The organism is Bacillus paralicheniformis (genome assembly GCF_001042485.2).
Taxonomy (GTDB): domain Bacteria; phylum Bacillota; class Bacilli; order Bacillales; family Bacillaceae; genus Bacillus; species Bacillus paralicheniformis.
Map to the genome: position 1 here is coordinate 127,825 of NZ_LBMN02000035.1, position 26,305 is coordinate 154,129.

Genomic DNA, 26,305 nt, shown 5'->3' on the forward strand with positions numbered 1-26,305 from the left:
GGAGGAATCTGTCTTGGAAGACCAGCTTTCTGTCAACAGAAGACAGTTTCAAATTCTTCTGCAGCAGCTGAATGTAACGGAAGATACGATGATCCGTCACCTTGAAGGCGGACAAATCATAAAGCTGACCGTTCATAAAAACAAGAAGACATGGCACTTTCACTTTAAATTGAAAAATGTCCTGCCTTATCAAATCTTCGAACGGTTTCACACCCAGCTGACCCGCACCTTTTCCCATATCGCTCAGGTCACCTGTTCCATCGAGGCGGAAAACCCTTCGATTGACGAGCAGCTTGTTCAGGATTACTGGACGCGCTGCATCCAGGAACTCGATGGTATTTCCCCGCCGATTTTGACGCTTTTGAACGACCAAAAGCCCAAGCTTACGGGGAACAAAATCCTGCTTAAAACGAAAACAGATACAGAAGCATCCGCTTTAAAAAAGAAATACAGCTCGCTCATCCAGTCAAGCTACTGCACATTCGGTTTTCCTGAGCTCCAGCTCGACACAGAAATCTTTGTGTCAGATCAAGAGATTCAGAAATTCAGAGAGCAAAAAATGGCCGAAGATCAAGAGAGAGCCCTTCAGGCTTTAATCGAAATGGAAAAGCAGGATAAGGAAGCCCAAGACGATGAAGCGCCGTCAGGCCCTCTTCAGATCGGCTACCAGATTAAAGACTCTGAAGAGATCAGAACGCTTGACAGCATCATGGATGAAGAGCGGAGAATTACGGTGCAAGGCTATGTATTCGACGCTGAAACAAGAGAGCTGAAAAGCGGCAGAACGCTTTGTATCTTTAAGATAACCGACTATACAAACAGCATTCTCGTCAAAATGTTCGCACGTGAAAAAGAGGACGCTGTTTTGATGAAGTCCCTGAAAAAAGGGATGTGGGTAAAGGCGAGAGGAAGCATACAAAACGATACATTCGTCCGCGATTTGGTGATGATCGCCAACGATGTCAATGAAATCAAAGGGAAAACCCGTGAGGATACAGCACCGGAGGACGAAAAACGTGTCGAGCTCCACCTCCATTCACCGATGAGCCAGATGGATGCCGTATCAAGTATCGGCAAGCTTGTCGAACAGGCGAAAAAATGGGGGCATCCGGCTATCGCGCTCACTGATCACGCTGTTGTCCAATCGTTTCCTGATGCATTCGCGGCGAGCAAAAAGCATGGCGTGAAAATGATCTACGGACTTGAAGCCAACCTCGTCGACGACGGCGTGCCGATTGCCTACAATCCGGTGCACCGCCTGCTTGAAGAGGAGACATATGTCGTGTTCGACGTCGAGACGACGGGGCTGTCGGCCGTCTATGATACGATCATCGAGCTGGCCGCCGTAAAAGTAAAAGGCGGGGAGATCATCGAACGCTTTGAAAGGTTTGCAAACCCGCATCGCCCTTTATCGGCTACGATCATCGAGCTGACTGGGATTACCGATGATATGCTGAAAGATGCGCCTGAAGCCGAAGAGGTCATCCGAGATTTTAAAGAATGGGTCGGAGATCACACGCTTGTCGCTCACAATGCAAGCTTTGACATCGGCTTCATCAATGTCGCCTACAAGCGTCTGCTGAATTCGGAGAAAGTGCAGAACCCGGTCATTGACACACTTGAGCTGGGCCGTTTTCTTTATCCGGAATTCAAAAACCACAGGCTGAATACGCTTTGTAAAAAGTTTGACATCGAGCTCACCCAGCACCACAGGGCGATTTATGATACCGAAGCGACGGGCTATCTCCTTGTGAAAATGCTGAAAGACGCGGCCGAAAAAAATATCATGTACCACGATCAGCTGAATGAAAATATGGGGCAGTCCAATGCCTATCAGCGTTCAAGGCCATATCACGCGACCCTTTTGGCAGTCAATGAGACAGGTTTGAAAAACCTTTTCAAACTCGTGTCGCTTTCACATATCCATTATTTTTACAGGGTGCCGAGGATCCCAAGGTCACAGCTTGAAAAGTACAGAGAAGGCCTTTTAATCGGTTCGGCATGCGACAAAGGCGAAGTATTCGAAGGCATGATGCAGAAATCGCCGGAAGAGGTCGAAGACATCGCTTCATTTTATGACTATCTTGAAGTCATGCCGCCTGAAGTCTACCGGCACCTGCTCCAGCTTGAACTCGTCAGGGATGAAAAAGCGTTAAAAGAAATCATCGCCAACATCACAAAGCTCGGCGAGAAACTGAATATTCCGGTAGTAGCTACGGGGAATGTTCATTACCTGAACCCTGAGGATAAAATTTACCGCAAGATTCTGGTTTCCTCACAAGGCGGCGCAAATCCGCTCAACAGGCACGAACTGCCGAACGTTCATTTCCGTTCGACGGATGAAATGCTTGAGGCCTTTTCATTTTTGGGTGAGGAAAAAGCGAAAGAAATCGTCGTCAAGAACACCCGTTTGATCAGCGAGCGAATCGAAGAAATCAAGCCGATCAAAGACGATCTTTACACACCGAAGATCGAAGGCGCAGATGACGAAATCCGCCGCATGAGCTATGAGAAAGCAAAAAGCATTTACGGCGACGACCTTCCGGAAATCGTCGAAAAGCGGATCGAAAAAGAGCTGAAAAGCATTATCGGCCATGGATTCGCCGTCATCTATCTGATCTCTCATAAGCTTGTAAAACGCTCCCTTGATGACGGCTATCTTGTCGGTTCAAGGGGATCGGTCGGTTCTTCCCTTGTCGCAACATTGACGGAAATTACCGAGGTCAACCCGCTGCCGCCGCATTACGTCTGTCCGGATTGCCGCCATTCCGAGTTTTTCAACGATGGATCGGTCGGTTCGGGATTTGATTTGCCTGACAAAGACTGTCCGAAGTGTGGAGCGGCCTACAGAAAAGACGGCCACGACATACCGTTCGAGACGTTTCTGGGGTTTAAAGGGGACAAGGTTCCTGATATCGACTTGAACTTCTCGGGCGAATATCAGCCGCACGCCCACAACTACACGAAAGTCCTGTTCGGAGAGGATAACGTCTACCGTGCGGGAACGATCGGCACAGTCGCCGAAAAAACGGCTTACGGGTATGTCAAAGGGTATGCTAACGACAACAATTTGCATATGCGCGGGGCGGAAATCGACCGCCTTGTCCAAGGCTGTACAGGCGTCAAGCGGACGACAGGGCAGCACCCGGGCGGAATCATCGTTGTGCCTGATTACATGGATATTTACGACTTTTCACCAATCCAGTTTCCGGCGGATGCCACCGATTCCGAATGGAAGACGACGCACTTTGACTTCCATTCCATCCATGACAACCTGCTGAAGCTGGATATTCTCGGACACGATGATCCGACGGTCATCCGTATGCTCCAGGATCTGAGCGGGATTGACCCGAAGACGATTCCGACCGATGATCCCGAAGTGATGAAAATTTTCCAAGGGACAGAATCTTTAGGGGTAACCGAAGAGCAGATCGGCTGTAAAACCGGAACGCTTGGCATCCCTGAATTCGGAACCCGCTTTGTCAGACAGATGCTCGAAGACACCAAGCCGACGACATTTTCCGAGCTCGTTCAGATTTCCGGCCTGTCACACGGTACGGACGTATGGCTCGGCAACGCGCAGGAGCTGATTCACAATAATATTTGTGAACTGAGCGAAGTGATCGGCTGCCGTGATGATATTATGGTGTACTTAATCTACCAGGGGCTTGAGCCATCCCTCGCCTTTAAGATTATGGAATTTGTCCGTAAAGGTAAGGGACTGACACCTGAATGGGAAGAAGAAATGAAGAATAATAATGTTCCGGACTGGTATATCGACTCGTGTAAAAAAATCAAATACATGTTCCCGAAAGCCCACGCTGCGGCATATGTTTTGATGGCGGTCAGAATCGCTTATTTTAAAGTCCATCATCCGCTGCTCTACTACGCAGCATACTTTACGGTGCGGGCCGATGACTTTGATATCGAAACGATGATCAAAGGGTCGACAGCGATTAAAGCCGTCATGGATGACATCAACTCTAAAGGCCTTGACGCTTCTCCGAAAGAGAAAAGTTTGCTCACGGTGCTTGAGCTGGCGCTTGAAATGTGCGAAAGGGGCTTCTCTTTCCAAAAAGTCGACTTATACAGATCGAGCGCTTCCGAATTCATCATTGACGGAAACAGCTTGATTCCGCCGTTTAATTCAATACCGGGGCTTGGAACAAACGCCGCTTTGAATATTGTCAAAGCAAGGGAAGAAGGCGAATTTCTTTCCAAAGAAGATTTGCAAAAAAGAGGCAAGGTGTCAAAAACGATCATGGAATACTTGGAGCGCCACGGCTGTCTCGAGTCGCTCCCAGATCAGAACCAGCTGTCTTTATTTTAAAGGCTGCCGACTTATTCGGCAGTCTCTTTTTTGTTTTCTAACCCAGCGCGTTCTTCGAAGATTCAGAGGCGCGTATAGTGCGGAAAGTTTGTCAGATTGATTGACAATAAAAATACATTAATGTTAATATTTTCAAAATGATATTATTCTATAAAGAAGTTCACTTTTTCAGTGAACAGAAGTTAGTTTCTTGATTAAACAAACAAAGTTCTTCGTTCCTCCGGCAAACATTGAACCTGCGTGAATCTGCAGCACATCTTCAAATTTCAAAAATTCAATCAGTCTCTTCTCCGCTTACCGAAAGACACCATTTGTCCGTCACTAAAGGAGGTGAGTGTCATGTAAACATCGGCTGTTTTGAAGGAAAACAAAATGAGGAGGAAGGAGTCCGTTGAAAGAGAAAGCTTTTTGGAAAATGAAAGCGTTTTTCTTTGTTTTACTGCTTACGTTTGCGATGTTGTTCATGCCGGCTTCCGGCAAGGCGGACATTGCATCTGCGAAAGAGAGCCAAAATTATGCGGAATTGCTGCAAAAATCAATTCTTTTCTATGAGGCGCAGCGCTCCGGAAAGCTTCCGGAAAGCAGCCGTCTGAATTGGAGAGGGGACTCTGCTCTTGAGGATGGAAAAGATGTCGGCCATGATTTGACAGGCGGATGGTATGATGCCGGAGATCACGTGAAGTTCGGCCTTCCAATGGCTTATTCTGCGGCCGTTCTGTCGTGGTCCGTCTATGAGTACCGCGATGCCTATGAAGCGGCAGGACAGCTTGATGCGATATTAGACAATATCAGATGGGCGACAGACTATTTTATTAAAGCGCATACAGATCGTTATGAGTTTTGGGGCCAAGTCGGCCATGGGGCCCAAGATCACGCCTGGTGGGGCCCGGCCGAAGTGATGCCTATGAAGCGGCCGGCCTATAAGATAGATGCAGCCTGTCCCGGGTCAGACCTTGCCGGCGGTACAGCAGCAGCCCTAGCTTCTGCATCAATCATCTTCAAGCCGACAGATGCTTCTTATTCAAATAAACTATTGGCCCATGCCAAGGAATTATACGATTTTGCCGACCGCTACCGCGGCAAATATTCAGACTGCATTACAGACGCGCAGCAATATTATAATTCGTGGAGCGGATATAAAGATGAACTGACATGGGGAGCTGTCTGGCTCTACTTGGCAACCGGCGATCAAAAATATTTGGATAAAGCGCTTGCTTCGGTCTCAGATTGGGGCGATCCCGCAAACTGGCCTTACCGCTGGACGCTTTCCTGGGATGACGTCTCTTACGGAGCACAGCTGCTGCTCGCTCGTCTGACGAACGAATCCCGATTCACCGCATCTGTCGAACGCAATCTTGATTATTGGTCGACAGGCTACAATCATAATGGAAGCACAGAGCGTATCACTTATACACCAGGCGGGCTGGCATGGCTTGAGCAGTGGGGATCGCTGCGCTACGCTTCAAACGCCGCTTTTCTCGCTTTTGTTTATTCAGATTGGGTAAAAGATGCCGGCAAAGCAAAAAGGTATCGGGATTTTGCGGTTCAGCAAATGAACTATATGCTTGGGGATAATCCGCAACAGCGCAGCTTTATCGTCGGGTACGGAACAAATCCGCCGAAGCACCCGCATCACCGCACCGCACACGGTTCATGGGCCGATCATATGAATGTGCCTGAAAACCACCGCCATACCCTTTACGGCGCGTTAGTAGGCGGACCGGGAAAAGATGATTCGTACCGGGACGAAACAAATGATTATGTGTCAAACGAAGTTGCGATCGATTACAATGCGGCTTTCACGGGCAATGCAGCCAAAATGTTTCAACTGTATGGTGCCGGGCAATCACCGCTGCCTCATTTTCCCGAAAAGGAAACACCAGAAGATGAATTTTTTGCGGAGGCATCCATAAACAGCTCGGGAAACAACTACTCAGAAATCAGAGTGCAGCTTAATAACCGATCAGGATGGCCGGCAAAGAAAACCGATAAGCTGTCTTTCCGCTATTACGTGGACCTGACTGAAGCGGTGAATGCCGGATTTTCTTCGGAAGATATAAAGATCTCAACCGGATACAACGAAGGGGCGTCGGTGTCCCAGCTGAAGCCATATCACATCGGCGAACACATTTACTATACGGAAGTCAGCTTCAGCGGGGTTATGATATACCCCGGGGGTCAATCCGCCCACAAGAAAGAAGTTCAGTTCCGCCTAGCGGCTCCGGCGGGGACGTCTTTTTGGAATCCGAAAAATGACCACTCTTACCGGGGGCTGTCACACACGCTGGCAAAAACCCGGTATATACCAGTATATGATGAAGGCCGGCTTGTTTTTGGAAATGAGCCCGACTAAAAAACACCCGGATTCAATCCCCGGCAGTCCCATCATATGAAACGAAAGCTTGAAGCTTCAAAAGGAGGACGCATCATGGACAATAAAACACGCTTTATGCAATTGTATGAGCAAATTAAAAATCCGCAAAACGGCTATTTTTCCCCTGAAGGCATTCCTTATCATTCAGTTGAAACGCTCATATGCGAAGCGCCTGATTACGGCCATATGACAACATCTGAAGCATACAGTTATTGGCTGTGGCTTGAAGCGATGTACGGCCGATACACACAGGACTGGTCAAAGCTAGAAGCCGCCTGGGACAATATGGAGAAATATATCATCCCGGTCAATGAAGGCGATGGAAACGAAGAACAGCCGACGATGAACTATTATAACCCCTCAAGCCCTGCCACATATGCCGCCGAACACCGCTACCCAGATCTTTATCCTTCGGCTTTGACCGGACAATATCCGGCCGGAAACGATCCGCTTGACAGTGAGCTTAGATCCACATACGGAAGCAATGAAACGTATTTAATGCACTGGCTGCTTGATGTCGATAACTGGTATGGATTCGGGAACCTGTTGAACCCATCACACACCGCCGTTTATGTGAACACTTACCAGCGCGGTGAACAGGAGTCTGTTTGGGAAACGGTTCCGCACCCCTCTCAAGATAATCAGACGTTTGGAAAACCGAATGAAGGGTTTATGAGTCTGTTTACAAAAGAAAATCAGGCTCCTGCCCCGCAATGGCGCTACACTAATGCGACCGACGCCGATGCGCGCGCTGTTCAGGCGATGTACTGGGCAAGGCAATGGGGCTACAGCAATACTAAGTATTTAGAAAAAGCTAAAAAAATGGGGGACTTTCTCCGTTACGGCATGTATGACAAATACTTTCAAGAGATTGGAAGCGCTGCTGACGGCTCGCCTTCCCGCGGAACTGGAAAAAATGCCTGTCATTATTTAATGGCATGGTACACTGCTTGGGGAGGCGGATTGGGACAGTATGCCAACTGGGCGTGGCGGATCGGTGCGAGTCATGTGCACCAAGGTTATCAAAACCCTGTCGCTTCTTATGCACTGTCAACAGCTGAAGGCGGATTGATTCCAAATTCATCCACGGCGCGCAGCGATTGGGAACAGGCGCTGAAAAGGCAGCTTGAACTTTACACATGGCTGCTTTCTTCAGAAGGAGCTGTTGCAGGCGGCGCCACGAATAGCTGGAACGGCAGCTACAGCGCATATCCGCAGAATGTCAGCACATTTTACGGAATGGCATACACAGAAGCGCCTGTATATCACGATCCGCCTTCTAACAATTGGTTCGGGATGCAAGTCTGGCCGCTGGAAAGGGTGGCGGAACTGTATTACATTTTCGCAGAGAAAGGTGACAAATCGTCTGAAAACTTCCAAATGGCAAAGCATGTGATTGAAAAATGGATCGCGTATTCGCTTGATTATGTGTTTGTGGGCGAACGGCCTGTTACGGATGAAGAAGGCTATTATTTAAATGAAGCGGGAGAACGCGTCCTTGGCGGCCAAAACCCGCAGATCGCCGTACAATCCGATCCAGGCGAGTTTTGGATTCCGGCAAACCTTGAATGGAGCGGCCAGCCTGATCCGTGGAAGGGATTTGATTCATTTACCGGAAATCCGGCACTGCATGTCACGACGAAGAATCCTTCTCAAGATGTCGGTGTTCTCGGCAGCTATATTAAAACGCTTGTCTTCTTTGCAGCCGGAACAAAAGCCGAAACCGGCGGCTTTACCGCTCTTGGAAACAAGGCCAAAAACGTGGCAAAAGAACTGCTTGATGCAGCATGGAATAAAAATGACGGAATCGGTATCGCAGCAGAGGAAGAACATGAAGATTATATCCGCTACTTTACGAAGGAAGTCTATTTTCCGAATGGCTGGAGCGGCAAAAACGGGCAGGGCAACACCATTCCTGGTTCCAACACTGTGCCGTCTGATCCGGCAAAGGGCGGTAACGGCGTCTATATCAGTCATGCCGACCTCCGTCCGAAAATTAAAAACGATCCGATGTGGCCTTATTTGGAAAATAAATATCAGACCTCGTGGAATCCGAATACAGGCAAATGGGAAAACGGTCTGCCGACTTTTGTGTATCACCGCTTCTGGTCTCAGGTCGATATGGCGACAGCTTACGCTGAGTATGACCGTTTAATCGGAAATGCATAACAATCTGTAAGAGAATGTCAGATTGATATGCGCTTGAACGTTTGGGAAAAGGCGGCGTTCAGCCGCCTTTTTTAAATTGAGGGATTTTAGCCAGTGTTTTGCACGATCATCTAATAAAAAAGGAGTTCAAAAGTTTGAGAGAAAAATGGTTAGCCTTGTGTTTAAAGTCGATCATTCTGTTCGTTTTGATCATGGGAACCGTTCTTTTATCCACAGTTCCGAAAGCTTCGGGAACAAGCGGGCCAGCAAAGCAAGAAAAGCAGAGCATCATCACCCCGGCAGACCTTTTGGAAAACATGAGTCCCGGATGGAACCTTGGCAACACGCTGGATGCTGTTCCGACAGAAGGCTCTTGGAACAATCCGCCGGTTCGCGAGCATACTTTTGATGATATTCGCGACGCGGGGTTTAAAAGCGTCCGGATTCCAGTGACATGGGACTCCCACATCGGCAGCGCTCCCGGGTATCTGATCGACACCGCTTGGATGAACCGGGTGGAAGAAGTGACGGATTGGGCGTTGGAAAGAGAATTTTATGTCGTGTTAAATATTCACCACGATTCTTGGCTATGGATCAGCCGCATGGGAAACAGCCAGCAGGAGACATTAGATAAGCTGGGGAAAGTCTGGAAGCAAATTGCCGAGCGTTTTAAAAACAAAAGTGAACGCCTCCTGTTTGAAATCGTCAATGAACCGACTGGAATGAACGCATATCAAATGAATCTGCTTAACCGCGAGATGCTGAACATCATCCGTTCGACCGGCGGCAACAACAGCCAGCGGCTCGTGATCGTCGGGGGGCTTGAAGATAACAAAGATGAATTGCTTCATTCATTTGAACCGCCTGATGATGACCGGATTGTCCTCACATATCACTACTATTCTCCGTGGGATTACGTATCAAACTGGTGGGGCCGGACGACTTGGGGATCGGCAGCCGAAATCTCCGAGATGGAGGAGGATATCAAACCGGTTTATGAAAAATTTGTAAGGGAAGGATACCCGGTTATCATCGGCGAATACGGTACCCTCGGCGCCAATGAAAATCATTCAAAGCGGCTCTATCATGATACGTTTGTCCGCCTTGCCCACAAATATCAAATGGTCCCGATGTGGTGGGACAACGGGAATGACCAGTTTGACCGGACTGAGAGACAGTGGCGCGATCCTGTTGTTAAAGAGATTGTCATTCAGGCGGGACGCGGCGTTCCCAATGCGATCATCAAACCGGCAGATCTTTTTATAAAAAAAGGTCAAAACCTCAGCGATCAGACGGTGGACATTCAGCTGACCGGCAATGTGCTGACCGGCATTTATCAGAAATCCGAACCATTAAAGGAAGGCAGTGATTATACAGTTGATAATGCCGGAAAAACGGTCTCTATTAAGGAATCCTGCTTGGCAAAGCTGCTGAACGGGTCCGGGCAGCCTGGGGTAAAAGCGCAGCTCACTTTTACGTTTCATAAAGGAGCCAGCTAGGTTATGGATATCATTCTTTATGATGACCCGAAGCTTGAAAAAAGCGAATTCACCGTCAGTCAATCGGCAATCAGCGGTGATCTCAAAATCCCGGCTTCACTGAACGGAACGAAGCTGGCTACGGTTAAAGGAGTCGTCGATTCTACAGGAAGGCCGGTTCTTGAAGAAGTATGGTCATGGACGCCCTACTTGAACTATGACGAGGATTTTTATGAAAAAGACGGGGATTTGTATTTGAGAGAGCGGGTTTTAAAGTATTTGAAAAGCGATTCCACCTTTACATTTGAACTGTGGCCGAAAGGCGTCGAGACGGTCGTGAAGGTGAAAGTCACGCCTTGAACGGCCTGCTAATCTCTGAATGGCGCCGTCCATGGATCTTCTTTATGAAAGCAGGGAAGAATAACGATGACGAAAAAGTTTTTTTTGACACTGCTGATACCGTTTTTGCTTGCGCTTTCCGCCATTCAGTTTGGCAATCCCCGGCCGGCACTAGCCGCGTCTCCTTTTGTTGAGACATCCGGAACATCGTTCATTTTAAATGGAAAAGACTTTTATTTTGCCGGGACGAATAACTATTATTTCCATTATAAATCTAAAAAAATGGTCGACGATGTGTTCGAAGATATGAAAGCGATGAAATTGAAAGTGATCCGCATCTGGGGATTTCTTGACGGCCAGCCGCAGGAAAATACCGTCATGCAGCCAAAGCCGGGCATATATGATGAATCAGGCTTTTCAAAGCTTGACTATGCCATCTATAAAGCGGGACAGACAGGGATAAAACTAGTCATCCCTTTTGTGAACAACTGGGATGATTTCGGCGGAATGAATCAATATGTCAGGTGGTTTCAGGCGGATGGACATGACGCCTTTTATACTCATCCGGACATTAAAGAGGCGTATAAAAATTATGTATCCTATATGCTGAACCGAGTCAACACATATAATGGCGTCAAATATAAAGATGATCCCGCGATTATGGCGTGGGAGCTTGCCAATGAACCAAGGGTCCAGTCTGACAGAACCGGAAATACACTTGTCGAATGGGCGGATGAGATGAGCGAATTTATTAAATCCATTGATCAGAACCATCTTGTAGCAGTTGGAGATGAAGGATTTTATCATATAGAAGGGCACCCTGATTGGCATTACAGCGGCGGAGAAGGTGTGGATTGGAAAAGGCTGACTGCTCTTAAGCATATTGATTACGGCACATATCACCTCTATCCGGATCATTGGGGCAAAACGGCCGAATGGGGAAATCAGTGGATCACAGACCATATTTGCGATGGAAAAGAAATCGGCAAGCCGGTCGTTTTAGAAGAGTACGGCTATCAGGATAAGTCCAGAAGGGACGACGTCTACAGAACATGGCTTGAACTCATAGAAAAGCAGGGCGGAGCGGGCAGCCAATTTTGGATTTTGACCGGTATTCAGGATGACGGGACCCTTTATCCGGATTATGACGGTTTTCGGATCGTTTATCCGAGCTCTGCCGCTTCTGTCATTTCAGAACATGCGAAGCGGATGAATGAAAAATCATCCGCTTCCGAAATGCGTCAGACTAAACGCTGTCATGATTTGCAATAAAAATATGGTTATGGTATAGTTTTATTGGAAATGCTAACGATAGCCGAGGCGAAGAGTGGGGAAACCCGCTCTTTTGTATTGAACAGGCAATTTTGTCTCGACATGTTCATCGTTTTTTCTAAAATCCCCTGCTTTTGAAGCAGGGTTTTTACGAGGGAGCTGATGAATGGGAGCCTGCACAAGGAGGAAAAGTATGAGTAACAAAGTGATCGATACCGTCAGCGAAATGGTCCAGCCTATACTAGACAATCTTCAGCTTGAACTCGTTGACATCGAATTTGTCAAGGAAGGTCCGAGCTGGTTTCTTCGCGTGTTTATTGATTCAGATGACGGCGTGGACATCGAGGAATGTGCCAAGGTTAGCGAAGCTCTTAGTGAAAAGCTCGACGAGGCTGATCCGATCAAGCAAAACTATTTTCTTGAAGTATCGTCACCTGGAGCTGAGAGGCCTTTAAAGAAAGAAGCCGATTTCATGAAAGCGCTCGGAAAAAACGTATATATTAAAACGTACGAACCTATTGAAGGCAATAAAGAGTTTGAAGGCGAGCTTTCCGCATTTGACGGTGAAAACGTGGAAGTCGCGGTGATGATCAAAACGCGCCGGAAAACGATCAATATTCCATATGATAAAGTAGCCAAAGCAAGGCTGGCTGTTTCGTTCAATTAATTTTTGACTGTTTAAGGGGGAAACCATAAACATGAGTAGTGAGTTGTTAGATGCCCTGACTGTTCTTGAAAAAGAAAAGGGAATCAGTAAGGACATTATTATTGAAGCAATTGAAGCTGCGCTCATTTCCGCTTATAAGCGGAACTTCAACCAGGCGCAGAACGTCAGGGTAGATTTAAATCGCGACACCGGTTCAATCCGCGTTTTCGCCCGCAAAGATGTCGTGGATGAAGTATATGATCCGCGCCTTGAAATCTCGATTGAAGATGCCGTAAACATCAATCCGAACTACATTGTCGGAGATGTCGTGGAAATCGAAGTGACGCCGAAGGATTTCGGCCGCATCGCTGCCCAGACGGCAAAGCAGGTCGTGACTCAGCGCGTCCGCGAAGCGGAGCGCGGCGTCATCTATTCTGAATTCATCGATCGCGAAGAAGATATCATGACAGGCATCGTTCAGCGGATCGACAATAAGTTCATCTATGTCTCTTTAGGAAAAATCGAGGCCCTTCTGCCGGTTTCAGAACAGATGCCGAATGAAGTCTACAAGCCCCATGACCGGATCAAAGTGTTCATTACAAAAGTCGAAAAAACGACGAAGGGTCCGCAGATTTACGTTTCAAGAACTCATCCAGGTTTATTAAAACGTCTCTTTGAAATCGAAGTCCCGGAAATTTACGATGGAACGGTCGAGCTCAAATCCGTGGCGAGAGAAGCGGGAGACCGCTCGAAGATTTCCGTGCGCACGGATAATCCCGACATCGATCCCGTCGGCGCCTGCGTCGGACCGAAGGGTCAGCGCGTTCAGGCGATCGTCAATGAATTGAAAGGCGAGAAAATTGATATTGTTCATTGGTCAAACGATCCGGTTGAATTCGTCGCCAATGCGCTGAGCCCTTCAAAAGTGCTCGACGTCATCGTCAATGAAGAGGATAAGGCGACAACGGTTGTCGTTCCTGACTACCAGCTGTCGCTCGCCATCGGAAAAAGAGGTCAAAACGCCCGCCTGGCAGCCAAGCTGACAAGCTGGAAGATCGATATTAAAAGCGAAACAGATGCAAGAGAGCTTGGAATTTATCCAAGGGAGCTTGAAGAAGAGGAGCCGGAAGAGCTTTTCTTTGAAAGCGAAACTCCAGAATCGGATGAATAAGAGGTGACCTTTGGTGAAAAGCCGAAAGAAGATCCCGCTTAGAAAATGCGTCGTAACAGGGGAAATGAAGCCTAAAAAGGAGCTCATCCGCGTCGTCCGTTCGAAAGAAGGGGAAGTTTCCGTAGACCCGACCGGCAAGAAAAACGGCCGGGGAGCCTACCTTACTCTTGATAAAGACGTCATTTTAACTGCAAAAAAGAAAAACAGCTTAGCAAATCAGCTTCAAGCACAGATTGATGATCAGATTTTTGATGAACTGCTGGAACTGGCGGAAAAGGAGAATTAGATAAATGTCGGAATCAGAATGGTTTTCCTTGCTGGGTCTGGCGAATCGAGCTCGAAAGGTCGTGTCCGGAGAAGACCTGGTTGTGAAAGAAATCAGGCATTCGCGCGCAAAGCTTGTTTTGCTTGCAGACGACGCATCGGCTAACACGGAGAAAAAAGTAACCGACAAATGCAGGCACTACGATGTACCGGTGAAAAAAGTCGGAGATCGTATGCTTTTGGGCCGTTCAATCGGCAAAGAATCCCGTGTGGTTGTTGCTGTCACTGATCAAGGTTTTGCGAATACGTTGCTCCGAAAGCTCGATTAATTTTTTTGGGGGTGAACGAATGGCTAAAATGAGAGTTTATGAATATGCAAAAGCCATAAATGTTTCAAGTAAGGATATTATCGCGGCATTGAAAGATATGAATATCGAAGTCAATAACCATATGGCGATGATCGAAGAAAATGCGATCAAACAGCTCGATCAAAAATTCAAGAAGAGCGCTAAACCTGCGGGAAATAAAAAGGATGCCGGTACAGGCGGACAAAAGCCGCAGCAAGAAGCCGCAAAACAGAATGCCGGAAGTAAGCCAAACAAAAATCGAGACGGAAAGAAGAATAACGTGCAGAATACTCAATTTAACAATAAAAACAAAAAGAAAAACAACAACAACAATAACAAAAAGAACAAGCGCGGTAAAAATCATCAATCTCCGCAGGAGAAGCAGTTCAAGCCGAAAAAAGAACTGCCTGAAAAAATCGAATTTACCAACTCAATGTCGGTCGGGCAGCTTGCCGAAGAGCTCGGAAAAGAACCGTCAGAAATCATTAAAAAATTAATGCTTCTCGGCACTATGGCAACGATCAACCAAGATCTTGACAAAGATACCGTTGAGCTGATCGCTTCAGAATACGGCGTCGACGTCGAAGAAGTGATCGTCCTTGAAGAAACCGAGCTCGAAAAATACGAAGAGCCGGATCAAGAAGAAGACCTTGAAATCCGTCCTCCTGTCGTAACAATCATGGGCCACGTCGACCACGGAAAAACAACGCTTCTTGACAGCATCAGAAAAACGAAGGTCGTCGAAGGCGAAGCCGGAGGCATCACACAGCATATTGGCGCTTATCAGATCGAGGAAAACGGCAAAAAGATCACCTTCCTTGACACTCCGGGCCACGCCGCATTCACAACGATGCGCGCACGCGGTGCGGAAGTTACGGATATTACGATTCTCGTCGTAGCTGCAGATGACGGGGTCATGCCGCAGACGGTCGAAGCGATCAACCATGCGAAAGCGGCTGAAGTGCCGATCATCGTCGCTGTCAACAAAATCGACAAACCGACGGCAAACCCTGACCGAGTGATGCAGGAGCTGACAGAGCACGGTCTTGTTCCTGAAGCATGGGGAGGCGAGACGATTTTCGTTCCTCTTTCAGCACTGTCAGGAGAGGGAATCGATGAGCTGATCGAAATGATCCTGCTCGTCAGCGAGGTCGAGGAGCTCAAAGCGAATCCGAACCGCAGAGCAAAAGGAACGGTCATCGAAGCCGAGCTTGATAAAGGAAAAGGTTCTGTCGCAACACTGCTCGTTCAAAACGGAACGCTTCACGTCGGAGATCCGATTGTCGTCGGGAACACATTTGGACGCGTTCGCGCGATGGTCAATGATGTCGGCAGACGCGTTAAATCGGCGGGGCCGTCAACACCTGTTGAAATCACCGGATTGAACGAAGTTCCGAATGCAGGGGATCAGTTCCTTGTGTTCAAAGACGAAAAAACAGCCCGTTCAGTCGGCGAAGCCCGCGCTACCAAGCAGCTTGAAGAACAGCGCAGCGATAAAGCGAAGCTCAGCCTTGATGACTTGTTTGAACAGATTAAACAAGGCGATGTCAAAGACATTAATCTCGTTGTCAAAGCTGATGTTCAAGGCTCTGCTGAAGCTCTCGTTGCAGCACTGCAAAAAATAGAAGTCGAAGGCGTCAGAGTCAAAATCATCCACACAGGCGTAGGTGCGATTACCGAATCAGACATTATTTTAGCTTCTGCTTCAAATGCAATCGTGATCGGGTTTAATGTCAGACCTGACGGAAATGCTAAGAGTACCGCCGAAGCCGAAAATGTGGATATCCGCCTTCACCGCATCATTTATAAAGTCATCGATGAGATCGAAGCAGCCATGAAAGGCATGCTTGATCCTGAGTATGAAGAAAAAGTGATCGGCATGGTTGAAGTCCGTCAAACATTCAAAGTCTCTAAAATCGGAACGATTGCCGGAGGCTATGTAACGGAAGGTACGATCACACGTGACAGCGGAATCCGCTTGATCCGCGACGGCGTCGTCATCTATGAAGGGGAAGTCGATGTGCTGAAACGCTTTAAAGATGATGTGAAAGAAGTTTCACAAGGATATGAATGTGGTATCACCATTAAGAAATACAACGACATTCGCGAAGGCGATATGATCGAAGCGTATGTCATGCAAGAAATTGAAAGAAAGTGATCGGTTTCGTTGAATGCGAATGCATCATTTACGATGCATCATCACTCAAGGAAAAACGAGCGGTGCTGAAGCGGGTGATCACAAGAATCCGCGCAAAGTTCAACGTTTCTGTTTCAGAAATTGACTACCAGGACACTTGGCAGCGCACAAGCTTTGGTATCGCCGCCGTTTCTTCCTCTCGCGTGCAAACGGAAAAAGAGCTGCAACGGGTTCTAAGCTTTATCGACTCTTTTCCGGAAATTGAACGGACGATCACGAGAACAGAGTGGTTTTAACGTAGAGGTGGTATGGTCATGACGATGAGAGCTACCCGTGTGGGTGAGCAGATGAAAAAAGAACTTGGTGACATTATCGGCAGAAAGCTGAAAGATCCGCGGATCGGATTTTTAACAGTCACTGATGTCAGGGTCTCAGGTGATTTGCAAATTGCCAAAGTGTATATTTCCGTTTTAGGCGATGAAAAGAAACGGGAAGAAACGCTCAAAGGCCTGGCAAAAGCAAAGGGCTTTATTCGTTCCGAACTTGGAAACCGAATCAGGCTTCGCAAAACACCTGAAATCCATTTTGAGTTCGATGAGTCGATCGATTACGGAAACCGTATCGAAACATTGATTCACGAGCTGAACGCAAACAAAGAAGAATCATAAGCTGAAAAAGGATAGGCGGGCGACTGCCTGTCCTTTTTAGCTCCAAATGAGAAAGGGGCGAAGAAACACGAATGTATAACGGAGTCCTTCTGTTACATAAACCGGTCGGCATGACTTCGCACGACTGCGTCATGAAGATCCGCAAACTGTTGAAAACAAAAAAGGTCGGCCATACCGGCACATTGGATCCCGAGGTGTCGGGCGTTCTCCCGATCTGCATCGGGAGAGCAACCAAAGTCGTCGAGTATTTGACGGAAAAGTCCAAAACATATGATGCAGAGGTCACGCTTGGCTGTTCCACGGAGACAGAAGACCAGACGGGGCAAGTCACGGAAAAGAAGCCCGTTTTAGCGCCGCCTGATGAACAGGCCGTGCAGAGCGTCCTGAGATCTCTTGAAGGAACGATTGAGCAAGTCCCGCCGATGTATTCCGCTGTCAAGGTAGGCGGCAAAAAGCTGTATGAATACGCGCGGGCCGGTATCGAGGTTGAACGGCCGAAGCGGGCCATCACCATCCATCATATCGAACTGACATCCGAGATTCGCCATGAGCAGGATAAAGCCCGCTTTCGGTTTGTTGTGACATGTTCAAAAGGCACATATGTCAGGACCTTGGCGGTAACAATCGGGGAGAAGCTCGGATATCCCGCGCATATGTCCAACCTGGTCAGGACCGCATCAGGCCCTTTTACCCTTGATGAATGCTTGACCTTTGAAGACGTCGAAGGCTTGATTGCTGGTGGAACATTGTCCGAAAAGCTCGTCCCCATCGAACGTGCGCTTGATCATTTGCCGAAATGGATAATTAGTGATACATTAGCTAAGAAAGTGGAAAATGGAGCGGTGCTTGAAACGCCCGGCAGCTTTTCTCATTTGACGAGCGAAGACCGCATTGCGGTCTTTACGGAAGCAGGCCGGTGCACAGCCGTCTATTATCCGCATCCGACCAAAACCGGCCTGTTGAAGCCGGCAAAAGTACTCGTGCAAAAAAGCGAACAATAGAAAAGGTGACCGTTCTTGAAGACGATACATATTTCCCACCCACACGACTTGAAGCGTGAGGATTTTCCGACATCAGTTATGGCATTAGGCTATTTTGACGGTGTTCACCTGGGACATCAGCAAGTGATTCTTACAGCAAAAAACACCGCGGCAAGAGAAGGGGTCAAAACGGCGGTGATGACCTTTCATCCCCACCCTTCTGCCGTGCTCAAAAAAGGCCGGGAGCCAAAAGATTTAATCACGCCATTGCAGGACAAAATCAGCATCATTGAAGATTTAGGGGTCGATTTTTTATACGTTGTCACATTTACCCCTGAATTCGCTTCTCTATCGCCTGAAGAATTTATCGATCAATATATACTCGGCTTTCACGTTACTCATGTTGTAGCCGGATTTGACTTTACCTTCGGGAAATTCGGCAAAGGCACAATGGAAAACTTCCAGGAGTATGCGAAAGGCCGTGTCAAAAGCACGTCTGTCGCAAAATACTCCAATCAGGACCAAAAGGTGAGCTCCACGAGAATCCGCACCGTCCTAGGAGCCGGAGACGTCGAGTACGCCGCTGAACTGCTCGGCAGGCCGTACCATGTGAAAGGCTTTGTGATCCACGGCGATAAAAGGGGCCGAACGATCGGATTTCCGACCGCCAATATCGGCCTTAAAGACACATACATCGTCCCGCCGACAGGTGTGTATGCCGTTAAAGCCGAAATCGGCGGCGCTGTCTACAACGGCGTCTGCAATGTCGGATACAAGCCGACGTTTTACGAAAAACGGCCGGGGCAGCCATCAATCGAAGTCAACTTATTCGATTTTGACCGTGACATATACGGGTCCGAAATTAAGGTCGAATGGTATAAGCGGCTGAGGAGCGAAAAAAAATTCGGCAGCGTTGACGAGCTTGTCGAACAGATTTCTAGAGACAAAGAAGAAGCGATCCGCTTCTTCAGAGAGCGGAAGCCGGCCGAAATCTAGATGTATGGAAACGGCAATACGCGTCAACAATGGTGATAATAGCTAAACTTCATCATAAATGGTTGCATTAGGCCCGCATTTCTAGTATCATATTGTCTGTAGCTTTAAAACCGTTCACTTGGCAAATCGAATCACCGGCGTTTGCTAGGTAATCGGGGCTAATATTATATGGAGGTGAAACAGGATGGCAATTACTCAAGAGCGTAAAACACAACTCATCAATGAGTTCAAAACCCACGAATCTGACACGGGATCACCGGAAGTTCAGATCGCTATCCTAACAGATCAAATCAACAACTTGAACGAGCATTTACGCACTCACAAGAAAGACCATCACTCACGTCGCGGTCTTCTTAAAATGGTAGGTAAACGTCGTAATCTTCTTACGTATCTTCGTAACAAAGACGTAACTCGTTACCGTGAGTTGATCAACAAACTAGGATTACGTCGATAATCGTAAAAAGCGGGAGGATTCCCGCTTTTTTATCGTATAAGAACGAATATCCGGCAACTCTAAAACGCGTTGTTCATATAAATGATTTTAAATGACACCGATTCATTCTTTACATAGCACTTTGCCATTGATATGTTCAATTCATTTCGTTCATAATAGGAGTAACGTAAAAACTATCCGAAGAGAGGAGTTCATATAAGAATGGGACAAGAGAAACATGTCTTTTCCATAGATTGGGCCGGCCGCAAGCTGACGGTAGAAACCGGCCAGCTTGCAAAACAAGCAAACGGAGCTGTCATGGTGCGTTATGGAGACACCGCTGTGCTCAGCACCGCAACGGCTTCAAAAGAACCTAAAACCGTAGATTTCTTCCCGTTAACCGTGAATTATGAAGAAAGACTTTATGCCGTCGGAAAGATTCCGGGCGGGTTTATTAAAAGAGAGGGCAGACCGAGCGAAAAAGCGATTCTCGCCAGCCGGTTAATCGACCGGCCGATTCGTCCGCTGTTCGCAGACGGCTTCCGGAATGAAGTTCAAGTCGTCAGCATCGTCATGAGTGTTGACCAGGATTGTTCGTCGGAAATGGCGGCAATGTTCGGATCGTCTCTTGCGCTGTCCGTATCGGACATCCCGTTTGAAGGGCCGATTGCCGGAGTGACGGTAGGCCGGGTTGACAACGAATTCATTATTAATCCGACACTTGAACAGCTTGAAAAAAGCGACATTCACCTCGTCGTAGCGGGAACGAAAGATGCGATCAACATGGTTGAAGCAGGAGCAGACGAAGTTCCGGAAGAGATCATGCTTGAAGCGATCATGTTCGGTCACGAGGAGATCAAGCGGCTTATTGCGTTCCAGGAGGAAATCGTCGCCGCTGTCGGGAAAGAAAAATCAGAAATCACCCTGTATGAGATCGATTCCGATCTGAAAGAAAAAGTGCGGGGAATGGCCGAATCGAACCTCTTAAAAGCGATCCAGGTTCATGAAAAGCACGCGCGCGAGGACGCGATCAGCGAAGTGAAAAACGAGGTTTTGGCCAAGTTTGAAGAAGAGGAACACGATGAAGACACGCTGAAACAAGTGAAAGACATTTTGTCGCAGCTTGTTAAAAATGAAGTGCGCCGTCTGATCACGGAGGAAAAAGTTCGTCCTGACGGCCGGGCAGTCGATGAGATCCGCCCGCTTTCTTCAGAAGTCGGACTCCTTCCGAGAACACACGGTTCAGGCCTTTTCACACGGGGGCAGACGCAGGCGCTCAGCATTTGTACGCTCGGTGCGCTTGGCGATGTACAAATTTTGGACGGTCTCGGTGTCGAGGAATCAAAACGCTTTATGCACCATTACAACTTCCCGCAGTTCAGCGTCGGGGAAACAGGGCCGATGCGCGGACCAGGACGCCGCGAAATCGGGCACGGAGCCCTCGGGGAACGTGCGCTTGAGCCGATTGTTCCGTCTGAAAAAGACTTCCCGTACACCATCCGCCTCGTCTCTGAAGTGCTTGAATCAAACGGTTCAACTTCCCAGGCGAGCATTTGTGCAAGCACGCTTGCTATGATGGATGCAGGGGTGCCGATTAAAGCTCCGGTGGCCGGAATCGCAATGGGTCTTGTTAAATCAGGTGACAACTACACGGTCCTAACCGATATTCAAGGTATGGAAGACCATCTCGGAGATATGGACTTTAAAGTAGCGGGAACGTCCAAAGGCGTCACAGCTCTGCAAATGGATATTAAAATTGAAGGCCTATCAAGAGAGATTTTGGAAGAGGCTCTTCAGCAGGCGAAAAAAGGCAGAATGGAAATTCTTGAAAGCATGCTGAGCACATTGGCTGAATCAAGAAAAGAGCTTTCTCCTTATGCGCCGAAAATCTTGACGATGTCGATCAATCCGGATAAAATCCGCGACGTCATCGGACCAAGCGGAAAACAAATCAATAAGATCATTGAAGATACAGGTGTTAAAATCGATATTGAACAAGACGGCACAATCTTCATCTCTTCCACCGATGAAAGCATGAACCAAAAAGCGAAGAAAATCATCGAAGACCTTGTCAGAGAAGTTGAGGTCGGACAGCTTTACTTAGGTAAAGTAAAGCGGATTGAAAAATTCGGAGCTTTCGTTGAACTGTTCAGCGGAAAAGACGGTTTGGTCCATATTTCAGAGCTTGCGCTCGAACGGGTAGGAAAAGTCGAAGATGTCGTCAAAATCGGCGACGAGCTCCTTGTTAAGGTTACCGAAATCGATAAACAAGGACGCGTCAACTTATCAAGAAAAGCTGTACTGCGTGAACAGAAGGAAAAAGAAGAACAAAAATCGTAAAAAACGGTGTTTTATCTTGCTTCTGTCTTCGTCTTCAAAGCAAAAGGAAGCCTGGGTAACCCGGCTTCTTTGTTTTAAGCCGTGAAAACGGTCCGGTTCTATCTTGTCCTTTTCTCACATATTTTGTGGGGAAGGGAGGAATACAATTGAAAAGAACGATTGTTCGTGTTTCCGTTTTTTTCTTTCTTTTGCTGATGTCCTATCAGATGATGAACCGTCCGTATTCACAACATTACATAGATGCGATGAAAAAAGATGCGGTCACGGTTGCCGCTCAGAAGGACGAATTGTACCAGGAGCTTTTGCAAAAAGCGCCTGAATATGAAGTAAAGGCCCAGAATGCGAAAATTGATCAAATATGGAAAGCGATTCCCGGCTACAACGGCTTAAAAGTAAACATCGAAAAATCGTACAAAAAAATGAAACGGATCGGAGCATTTGATGAGAAGCTGCTCGTTTATGATCAAGTGAAACCTGATGTTCATTTAGAATCCTTAAAGCCTGAGCCGATCTACCGCGGACACCCGGATAAACCGATGGTATCGTTTATTATCAATGTCGCTTGGGGTAATGAATATTTGCAGGAGATGCTTCCCGTTTTAGAAAAGCATCGTGTCAAAGCCACCTTTTTTTTGGAGGGCAGATGGGTGAAACATCACCCCGAGCTCGCAAAAGCCATCCAAAACGGCGGACATGAAATCGGAAACCATTCATACAATCATCCGGATATGAGCAAACTGACGAGAGAACGTATTTCAGAACAGCTGCGGATGACAAATGAACAAATAGAGGAAACGCTCGGCGTCAAGCCGAAATGGTTCGCCCCGCCGAGCGGCAGCTTCCGCAAAGAGGTTGTGGATCAGGCTCACAAGATGGGGATGGGAACGATCATGTGGACAGTTGATACGATCGATTGGCAGAAACCGCAGCCGGCCGTCTTACAGCAACGGGTATTAAGCAAAGTACATAACGGCGCCATGATATTAATGCATCCGACAGATCCAACTGCAAAAAGTCTTGCCGTTTTGATACAGAACCTTCATGAAAAAGGCTATCAAATCGGAACTGTTTCACAGCTGATGAATGAAAAAAGGCTTGTTGAAGAATAGGATGTGCGGCCCGTTCTTTGAATAGGAGGAACAAATTTGATTAAACGGTATACTTGTCAAAATGGGGTAAGAATCGTATTCGAAAACAATCCCACTGTCCGGTCTGTGGCCATCGGAGTTTGGATTGGAACCGGATCAAGACATGAAACACCTGAAATTAACGGTATTTCGCACTTTCTTGAGCACATGTTTTTCAAAGGGACTAAAACGCGCACTGCAAGGGACATCGCAGAGTCTTTCGACAGAATCGGCGGACAGGTCAACGCGTTTACCTCAAAGGAATATACGTGCTATTACGCCAAAGTTCTCGATGAGCATGCAAGCTATGCTCTGGAAGTGCTTTCTGACATGTTCTTTCATTCATCATTTGACGAGGAAGAATTGAAAAAAGAAAAAAACGTCGTCTATGAAGAGATTAAAATGTATGAGGACACGCCTGACGACATCGTCCACGATCTCTTGAGCAAAGCGTCATTCGGCAGCCATTCCCTCGGTTATCCGATCCTCGGCACAGAGGAGACGCTTGCTGAATTTGACGGAGATTCGCTCAGAAAATATATGGACGAATATTACACGCCTGACCGCGTCGTCATTTCGATAGCCGGAAATGTGCCGGAAGCTTTTATAAAAGAAGCTGAAAAGCACTTTGGCTCATATGAAGCCAAAGGCAAAAGAACCGGCATGACAAAACCGGATTTTCATCATGAGAAAATGACGCGCAAAAAAGAAACCGAACAGGCTCACCTCTGTCTCGGCTTTAACGGGCTGGAAGCAGGTCACCCGGAAATCTACGATTTGATCGTTCTCAATAATATTTTGGGAGGGAGCATGAGCAGCCGCCTCTTTCAGGATGTCCGGGAAGATAAAGGTCTTGCATATTCCGTGTTCAGCTACCACACTTCCTATGAAGACAGCGGCATGATGACGATCTACGCCGGAACCGGCGCAAATCAGCTTCAGCTTCTGTCAGAAACGATTCATGAAACACTGCGTGTGCTGAAAAGCGAAGGAATTACACCGAAAGAGCTTGAAAACAGCAAAGAGCAAATGAAAGGCAGCCTGATGCTCAGTCTCGAAAGCACAAACAGCAAAATGAGCCGCAACGGCAAAAATGAGCTTTTGCTCGGCAAACACCGGACGCTTGATGAAATCATCGAAAAGTTGAATGCCGTCAGCCTTGAGCGTGTGAACAATCTTGCCAACCGGATTTTCACCGATGATTACTCGTCTGCATTGATCAGCCCGTCGGGTGAGCTGCCGAAATAATACCTCGTTAAAACATGCTTGTCTTTTTAGGCAGGCATGTTTTTTGTTATCGGTTCATACATCATAACAAAAGGGGGTTTTTTCATGAGGCTGAGTGAGCTTTCGGGAAAAGAAATCGTCGATGTTAAGCGGGCTGAACGGCTTGGCGTACTGGGGCAGACGGATCTTGAGATCAATGAGCAGGACGGACAGATTACCGCTCTTATTATCCCTTCTGTAAAATGGTTCGGACTTGGCAGAAAACAGGGGAATGACATCAAGGTGCCCTGGTCGCAAATTCAAAAAATAGGATCGGATATGATCATTTTGGATGTGCCGGAAAGCAGCGTGACAAAAGAAGAATAAGCAAGCCTAGAACACCCGCCCGTCCCTTGGGGCGGGCTTTTTGTTTTTCTGGATTTCAATTCACCGCTATTTCCTTTTTGTCATATGATGAAATTAGCTTATGAATTAGATCCTTGTCAAAAAAGAAGGTGAATGTTAGAGCCATGTTAACCGGATTAACGATTGCAATCATCGGCGGCGATGCAAGGCAGCTCGAGATCATCCGCAAGCTGACGGAACAGGATGCAAAGGTCTTTTTAATCGGTTTTGACCAGCTTGATCACGGGTTTACCGGAGCTACAAAACTAAAGCTGAACGAACTCGACTTTGGCACAATAGACAGCATTATTCTGCCTGTATCAGGCACATCGATGGAAGGAACGGTTGCGACTGTTTTTTCCAATGAAAAAGTGGTGTTAAAACAGGAACATTTAGAAAAAACTCCGCCTCACTGTGCGATTTATTCAGGGATTTCAAACCAGTATTTAGACGGCATGGCCAAAGGGGCAAACCGCCGTCTTGTCAAGCTCTTTGAAAGAGACGATATTGCGATTTACAACTCGATACCTACAGTCGAAGGTGCCATTATGATGGCCATACAGCATACAGACTTTACGATTCACGGCTCGAATGTGATGGTTCTCGGGCTCGGGCGGACGGGAATGAGCATCAGCCGGTCGTTCTCGGCGCTCGGAGCACGCGTAAAAGTCGGAGCGCGCGACTCCGCCCACCTCGCCAGAATCTTGGAGATGGGCCTCACTCCTTTCCACACAAACGAACTTGCAGAGCATGTTGAAAATATCGACATTTGCATCAATACCATTCCAAGCCTGATTCTCGATAAACACGTCCTCTCACGAATGACACCCAGAACATTAATTCTCGATTTAGCAACCCGTCCCGGAGGCACCGATTTTGATTTTGCTGAAAAGCAAGGCATTAAAGCGCTGCTTGCTCCGGGACTCCCCGGGATCGTCGCGCCTAAAACGGCGGGACAGATTATTGCCAATGTTTTGTGCAACCTTTTGTCTGAATTAACAACCGACCGAAAGGGGCTGTCATAATGTCGATCAAAGGAAAAAGAATCGGATTTGGTCTGACGGGTTCACATTGCACGTATGATGCTGTATTTCCGCAAATCGAAGCGCTGATCAACAATGGAGCTGAAGTGAGACCGGTCGTCACACATACTGTCAAGTCGACGGACACACGCTTTGGAGAAGGAGAAGAATGGGTCAGGAGAATAGAGGAACTAACTGGATTTAAAGTCATTGATTCCATTCCGAAAGCGGAGCCTCTCGGACCGAAAACTCCGCTGGACTGCATGGTTGTTGCGCCACTGACGGGAAATTCGATGAGCAAGCTCGCAAACGCCCAGACGGACAGTCCGGTTCTCATGGCGGCCAAGGCGACGATGAGAAACTCCCGTCCCGTTGTCCTCGGTATTTCAACGAATGATGCGCTCGGCTTGAACGGCGTCAACTTGATGAGGCTGATGGCGGCAAAAAACGTTTACTTTATTCCGTTCGGCCAGGATGATCCTTATAAAAAGCCGAATTCGCTTGTCGCCAAAATGGATCTTTTAGTGCCGGCGGTCGAAGAAGCGCTCTCCCATAAACAAATGCAGCCTATCCTGGTCCACAGTGATCAATAAATCTTTTGAAAATAAAGTTGTAACAAAAA

The 26,305-nt window shown here is 47.5% G+C and carries 22 protein-coding genes; all 22 read left to right on the top strand.

The features are described 5' to 3' along the window. Positions 1–13 precede the first annotated feature (13 nt). The 22 genes from ACH97_RS17490 to dpaB all read left to right on the top strand — a co-directional run bounded on the left by ACH97_RS17490 (position 14) and on the right by dpaB (position 26,276). Positions 14–4,330: a PolC-type DNA polymerase III gene (locus tag ACH97_RS17490; RefSeq protein ID WP_020451423.1), complete on the top strand. Its 4,317-nt coding sequence runs from the start codon at positions 14–16 to the stop codon at positions 4,328–4,330. Positions 4,331–4,721: 391 nt separating this feature from the next. Beyond that, complete coding sequence (locus tag ACH97_RS17495; protein WP_020451424.1) at positions 4,722–6,683, top strand: glycoside hydrolase family 9 protein; 1,962 nt, start codon at positions 4,722–4,724, stop codon at positions 6,681–6,683. A 75-nt stretch (positions 6,684–6,758) separates the two neighbouring features. Next, positions 6,759–8,873, top strand: coding sequence for a glycoside hydrolase family 48 protein (locus tag ACH97_RS17500; protein ID WP_048350311.1), 2,115 nt, complete (start codon positions 6,759–6,761; stop codon positions 8,871–8,873). A gap of 134 nt (positions 8,874–9,007) precedes the next feature. Further along, positions 9,008–10,351, top strand: coding sequence for a cellulase family glycosylhydrolase (locus tag ACH97_RS17505; RefSeq protein ID WP_241494265.1), 1,344 nt, complete (start codon positions 9,008–9,010; stop codon positions 10,349–10,351). A 3-nt stretch (positions 10,352–10,354) separates the two neighbouring features. Then, positions 10,355–10,690 (top strand): hypothetical protein, encoded by a 336-nt coding sequence (locus tag ACH97_RS24095; protein WP_241494266.1) that lies wholly within the window; start codon positions 10,355–10,357, stop codon positions 10,688–10,690. A 66-nt stretch (positions 10,691–10,756) separates the two neighbouring features. Further along, complete coding sequence (locus ACH97_RS17510; RefSeq protein WP_020451427.1) at positions 10,757–11,941, top strand: glycoside hydrolase 5 family protein; 1,185 nt, start codon at positions 10,757–10,759, stop codon at positions 11,939–11,941. A gap of 193 nt (positions 11,942–12,134) precedes the next feature. Next, positions 12,135–12,608: a ribosome maturation factor RimP gene (gene rimP / locus ACH97_RS17515; protein ID WP_023857195.1), complete on the top strand. Its 474-nt coding sequence runs from the start codon at positions 12,135–12,137 to the stop codon at positions 12,606–12,608. A 31-nt stretch (positions 12,609–12,639) separates the two neighbouring features. Beyond that, positions 12,640–13,758, top strand: coding sequence for a transcription termination factor NusA (gene nusA / locus ACH97_RS17520; RefSeq protein ID WP_020451429.1), 1,119 nt, complete (start codon positions 12,640–12,642; stop codon positions 13,756–13,758). Positions 13,759–13,771: 13 nt separating this feature from the next. Next, on the top strand, positions 13,772–14,044 hold the full coding sequence (gene rnpM / locus ACH97_RS17525) for an RNase P modulator RnpM (RefSeq protein WP_020451430.1): 273 nt from the start codon (positions 13,772–13,774) through the stop codon (positions 14,042–14,044). Between the two features lie 4 nt (positions 14,045–14,048). Next, a complete protein-coding gene (locus ACH97_RS17530; protein ID WP_020451431.1) occupies positions 14,049–14,351 on the top strand; it encodes a YlxQ family RNA-binding protein in 303 nt (100 codons plus the stop codon). A gap of 19 nt (positions 14,352–14,370) precedes the next feature. Next, complete coding sequence (infB, locus tag ACH97_RS17535) at positions 14,371–16,527, top strand: translation initiation factor IF-2 (protein WP_020451432.1); 2,157 nt, start codon at positions 14,371–14,373, stop codon at positions 16,525–16,527. Next, positions 16,524–16,802, top strand: a complete 279-nt coding sequence (locus tag ACH97_RS17540) for a DUF503 domain-containing protein (RefSeq protein WP_020451433.1) — start codon at positions 16,524–16,526, stop codon at positions 16,800–16,802. The genes infB and ACH97_RS17540 overlap by 4 nt, the downstream gene beginning before the upstream one ends. Positions 16,803–16,820: 18 nt before the next feature. Next, a complete protein-coding gene (rbfA, locus tag ACH97_RS17545; protein WP_003181873.1) occupies positions 16,821–17,174 on the top strand; it encodes a 30S ribosome-binding factor RbfA in 354 nt (117 codons plus the stop codon). A 71-nt stretch (positions 17,175–17,245) separates the two neighbouring features. Continuing rightward, on the top strand, positions 17,246–18,175 hold the full coding sequence (gene truB / locus ACH97_RS17550) for a tRNA pseudouridine(55) synthase TruB (RefSeq protein WP_020451434.1): 930 nt from the start codon (positions 17,246–17,248) through the stop codon (positions 18,173–18,175). A 15-nt stretch (positions 18,176–18,190) separates the two neighbouring features. Next, positions 18,191–19,150, top strand: a complete 960-nt coding sequence (ribF, locus tag ACH97_RS17555; RefSeq protein WP_020451435.1) for a bifunctional riboflavin kinase/FAD synthetase — start codon at positions 18,191–18,193, stop codon at positions 19,148–19,150. Positions 19,151–19,334: 184 nt separating this feature from the next. After that, on the top strand, positions 19,335–19,604 hold the full coding sequence (gene rpsO, locus ACH97_RS17560; RefSeq protein WP_003181879.1) for a 30S ribosomal protein S15: 270 nt from the start codon (positions 19,335–19,337) through the stop codon (positions 19,602–19,604). A gap of 201 nt (positions 19,605–19,805) precedes the next feature. Further along, a complete protein-coding gene (gene pnp, locus ACH97_RS17565; protein ID WP_020451436.1) occupies positions 19,806–21,923 on the top strand; it encodes a polyribonucleotide nucleotidyltransferase in 2,118 nt (705 codons plus the stop codon). A gap of 146 nt (positions 21,924–22,069) precedes the next feature. Next, the gene (locus tag ACH97_RS17570) at positions 22,070–23,032 is read left to right on the top strand and encodes a polysaccharide deacetylase family protein (RefSeq protein ID WP_020451437.1); all 963 of its coding nucleotides are present in this window, start codon (positions 22,070–22,072) and stop codon (positions 23,030–23,032) included. Between the two features lie 36 nt (positions 23,033–23,068). Further along, the gene (locus tag ACH97_RS17575; protein WP_020451438.1) at positions 23,069–24,298 is read left to right on the top strand and encodes a M16 family metallopeptidase; all 1,230 of its coding nucleotides are present in this window, start codon (positions 23,069–23,071) and stop codon (positions 24,296–24,298) included. Between the two features lie 84 nt (positions 24,299–24,382). Further along, the gene (locus ACH97_RS17580; protein WP_003181887.1) at positions 24,383–24,643 is read left to right on the top strand and encodes a YlmC/YmxH family sporulation protein; all 261 of its coding nucleotides are present in this window, start codon (positions 24,383–24,385) and stop codon (positions 24,641–24,643) included. 143 nt (positions 24,644–24,786) lie between these two features. Then, on the top strand, positions 24,787–25,686 hold the full coding sequence (gene dpaA, locus ACH97_RS17585) for a dipicolinic acid synthetase subunit A (RefSeq protein WP_020451439.1): 900 nt from the start codon (positions 24,787–24,789) through the stop codon (positions 25,684–25,686). Then, positions 25,683–26,276, top strand: a complete 594-nt coding sequence (gene dpaB / locus ACH97_RS17590; protein ID WP_025811418.1) for a dipicolinate synthase subunit B — start codon at positions 25,683–25,685, stop codon at positions 26,274–26,276. The genes dpaA and dpaB overlap by 4 nt, the downstream gene beginning before the upstream one ends. The last annotated feature ends 29 nt before the right edge of the window (positions 26,277–26,305 follow it).

Excerpts from the sequence above, each read along its gene's own strand:
- ACH97_RS17500 (WP_048350311.1), top strand. The coding sequence starts at position 6,759 with ATGGACAATAAAACACGCTTTATGCAATTGTATGAGCAAATTAAAAAT.
- ACH97_RS24095 (WP_241494266.1), top strand. The coding sequence starts at position 10,355 with ATGGATATCATTCTTTATGATGACCCGAAGCTTGAAAAAAGCGAATTC.
- ACH97_RS17510 (WP_020451427.1), top strand. The coding sequence starts at position 10,757 with ATGACGAAAAAGTTTTTTTTGACACTGCTGATACCGTTTTTGCTTGCG.
- rimP (WP_023857195.1), top strand. The coding sequence starts at position 12,135 with ATGAGTAACAAAGTGATCGATACCGTCAGCGAAATGGTCCAGCCTATA.
- nusA (WP_020451429.1), top strand. The coding sequence starts at position 12,640 with ATGAGTAGTGAGTTGTTAGATGCCCTGACTGTTCTTGAAAAAGAAAAG.
- ACH97_RS17530 (WP_020451431.1), top strand. The coding sequence starts at position 14,049 with ATGTCGGAATCAGAATGGTTTTCCTTGCTGGGTCTGGCGAATCGAGCT.
- infB (WP_020451432.1), top strand. The coding sequence starts at position 14,371 with ATGGCTAAAATGAGAGTTTATGAATATGCAAAAGCCATAAATGTTTCA.
- rbfA (WP_003181873.1), top strand. The coding sequence starts at position 16,821 with ATGACGATGAGAGCTACCCGTGTGGGTGAGCAGATGAAAAAAGAACTT.
- truB (WP_020451434.1), top strand. The coding sequence starts at position 17,246 with ATGTATAACGGAGTCCTTCTGTTACATAAACCGGTCGGCATGACTTCG.
- rpsO (WP_003181879.1), top strand. The coding sequence starts at position 19,335 with ATGGCAATTACTCAAGAGCGTAAAACACAACTCATCAATGAGTTCAAA.
- pnp (WP_020451436.1), top strand. The coding sequence starts at position 19,806 with ATGGGACAAGAGAAACATGTCTTTTCCATAGATTGGGCCGGCCGCAAG.
- ACH97_RS17580 (WP_003181887.1), top strand. The coding sequence starts at position 24,383 with ATGAGGCTGAGTGAGCTTTCGGGAAAAGAAATCGTCGATGTTAAGCGG.
- dpaA (WP_020451439.1), top strand. The coding sequence starts at position 24,787 with ATGTTAACCGGATTAACGATTGCAATCATCGGCGGCGATGCAAGGCAG.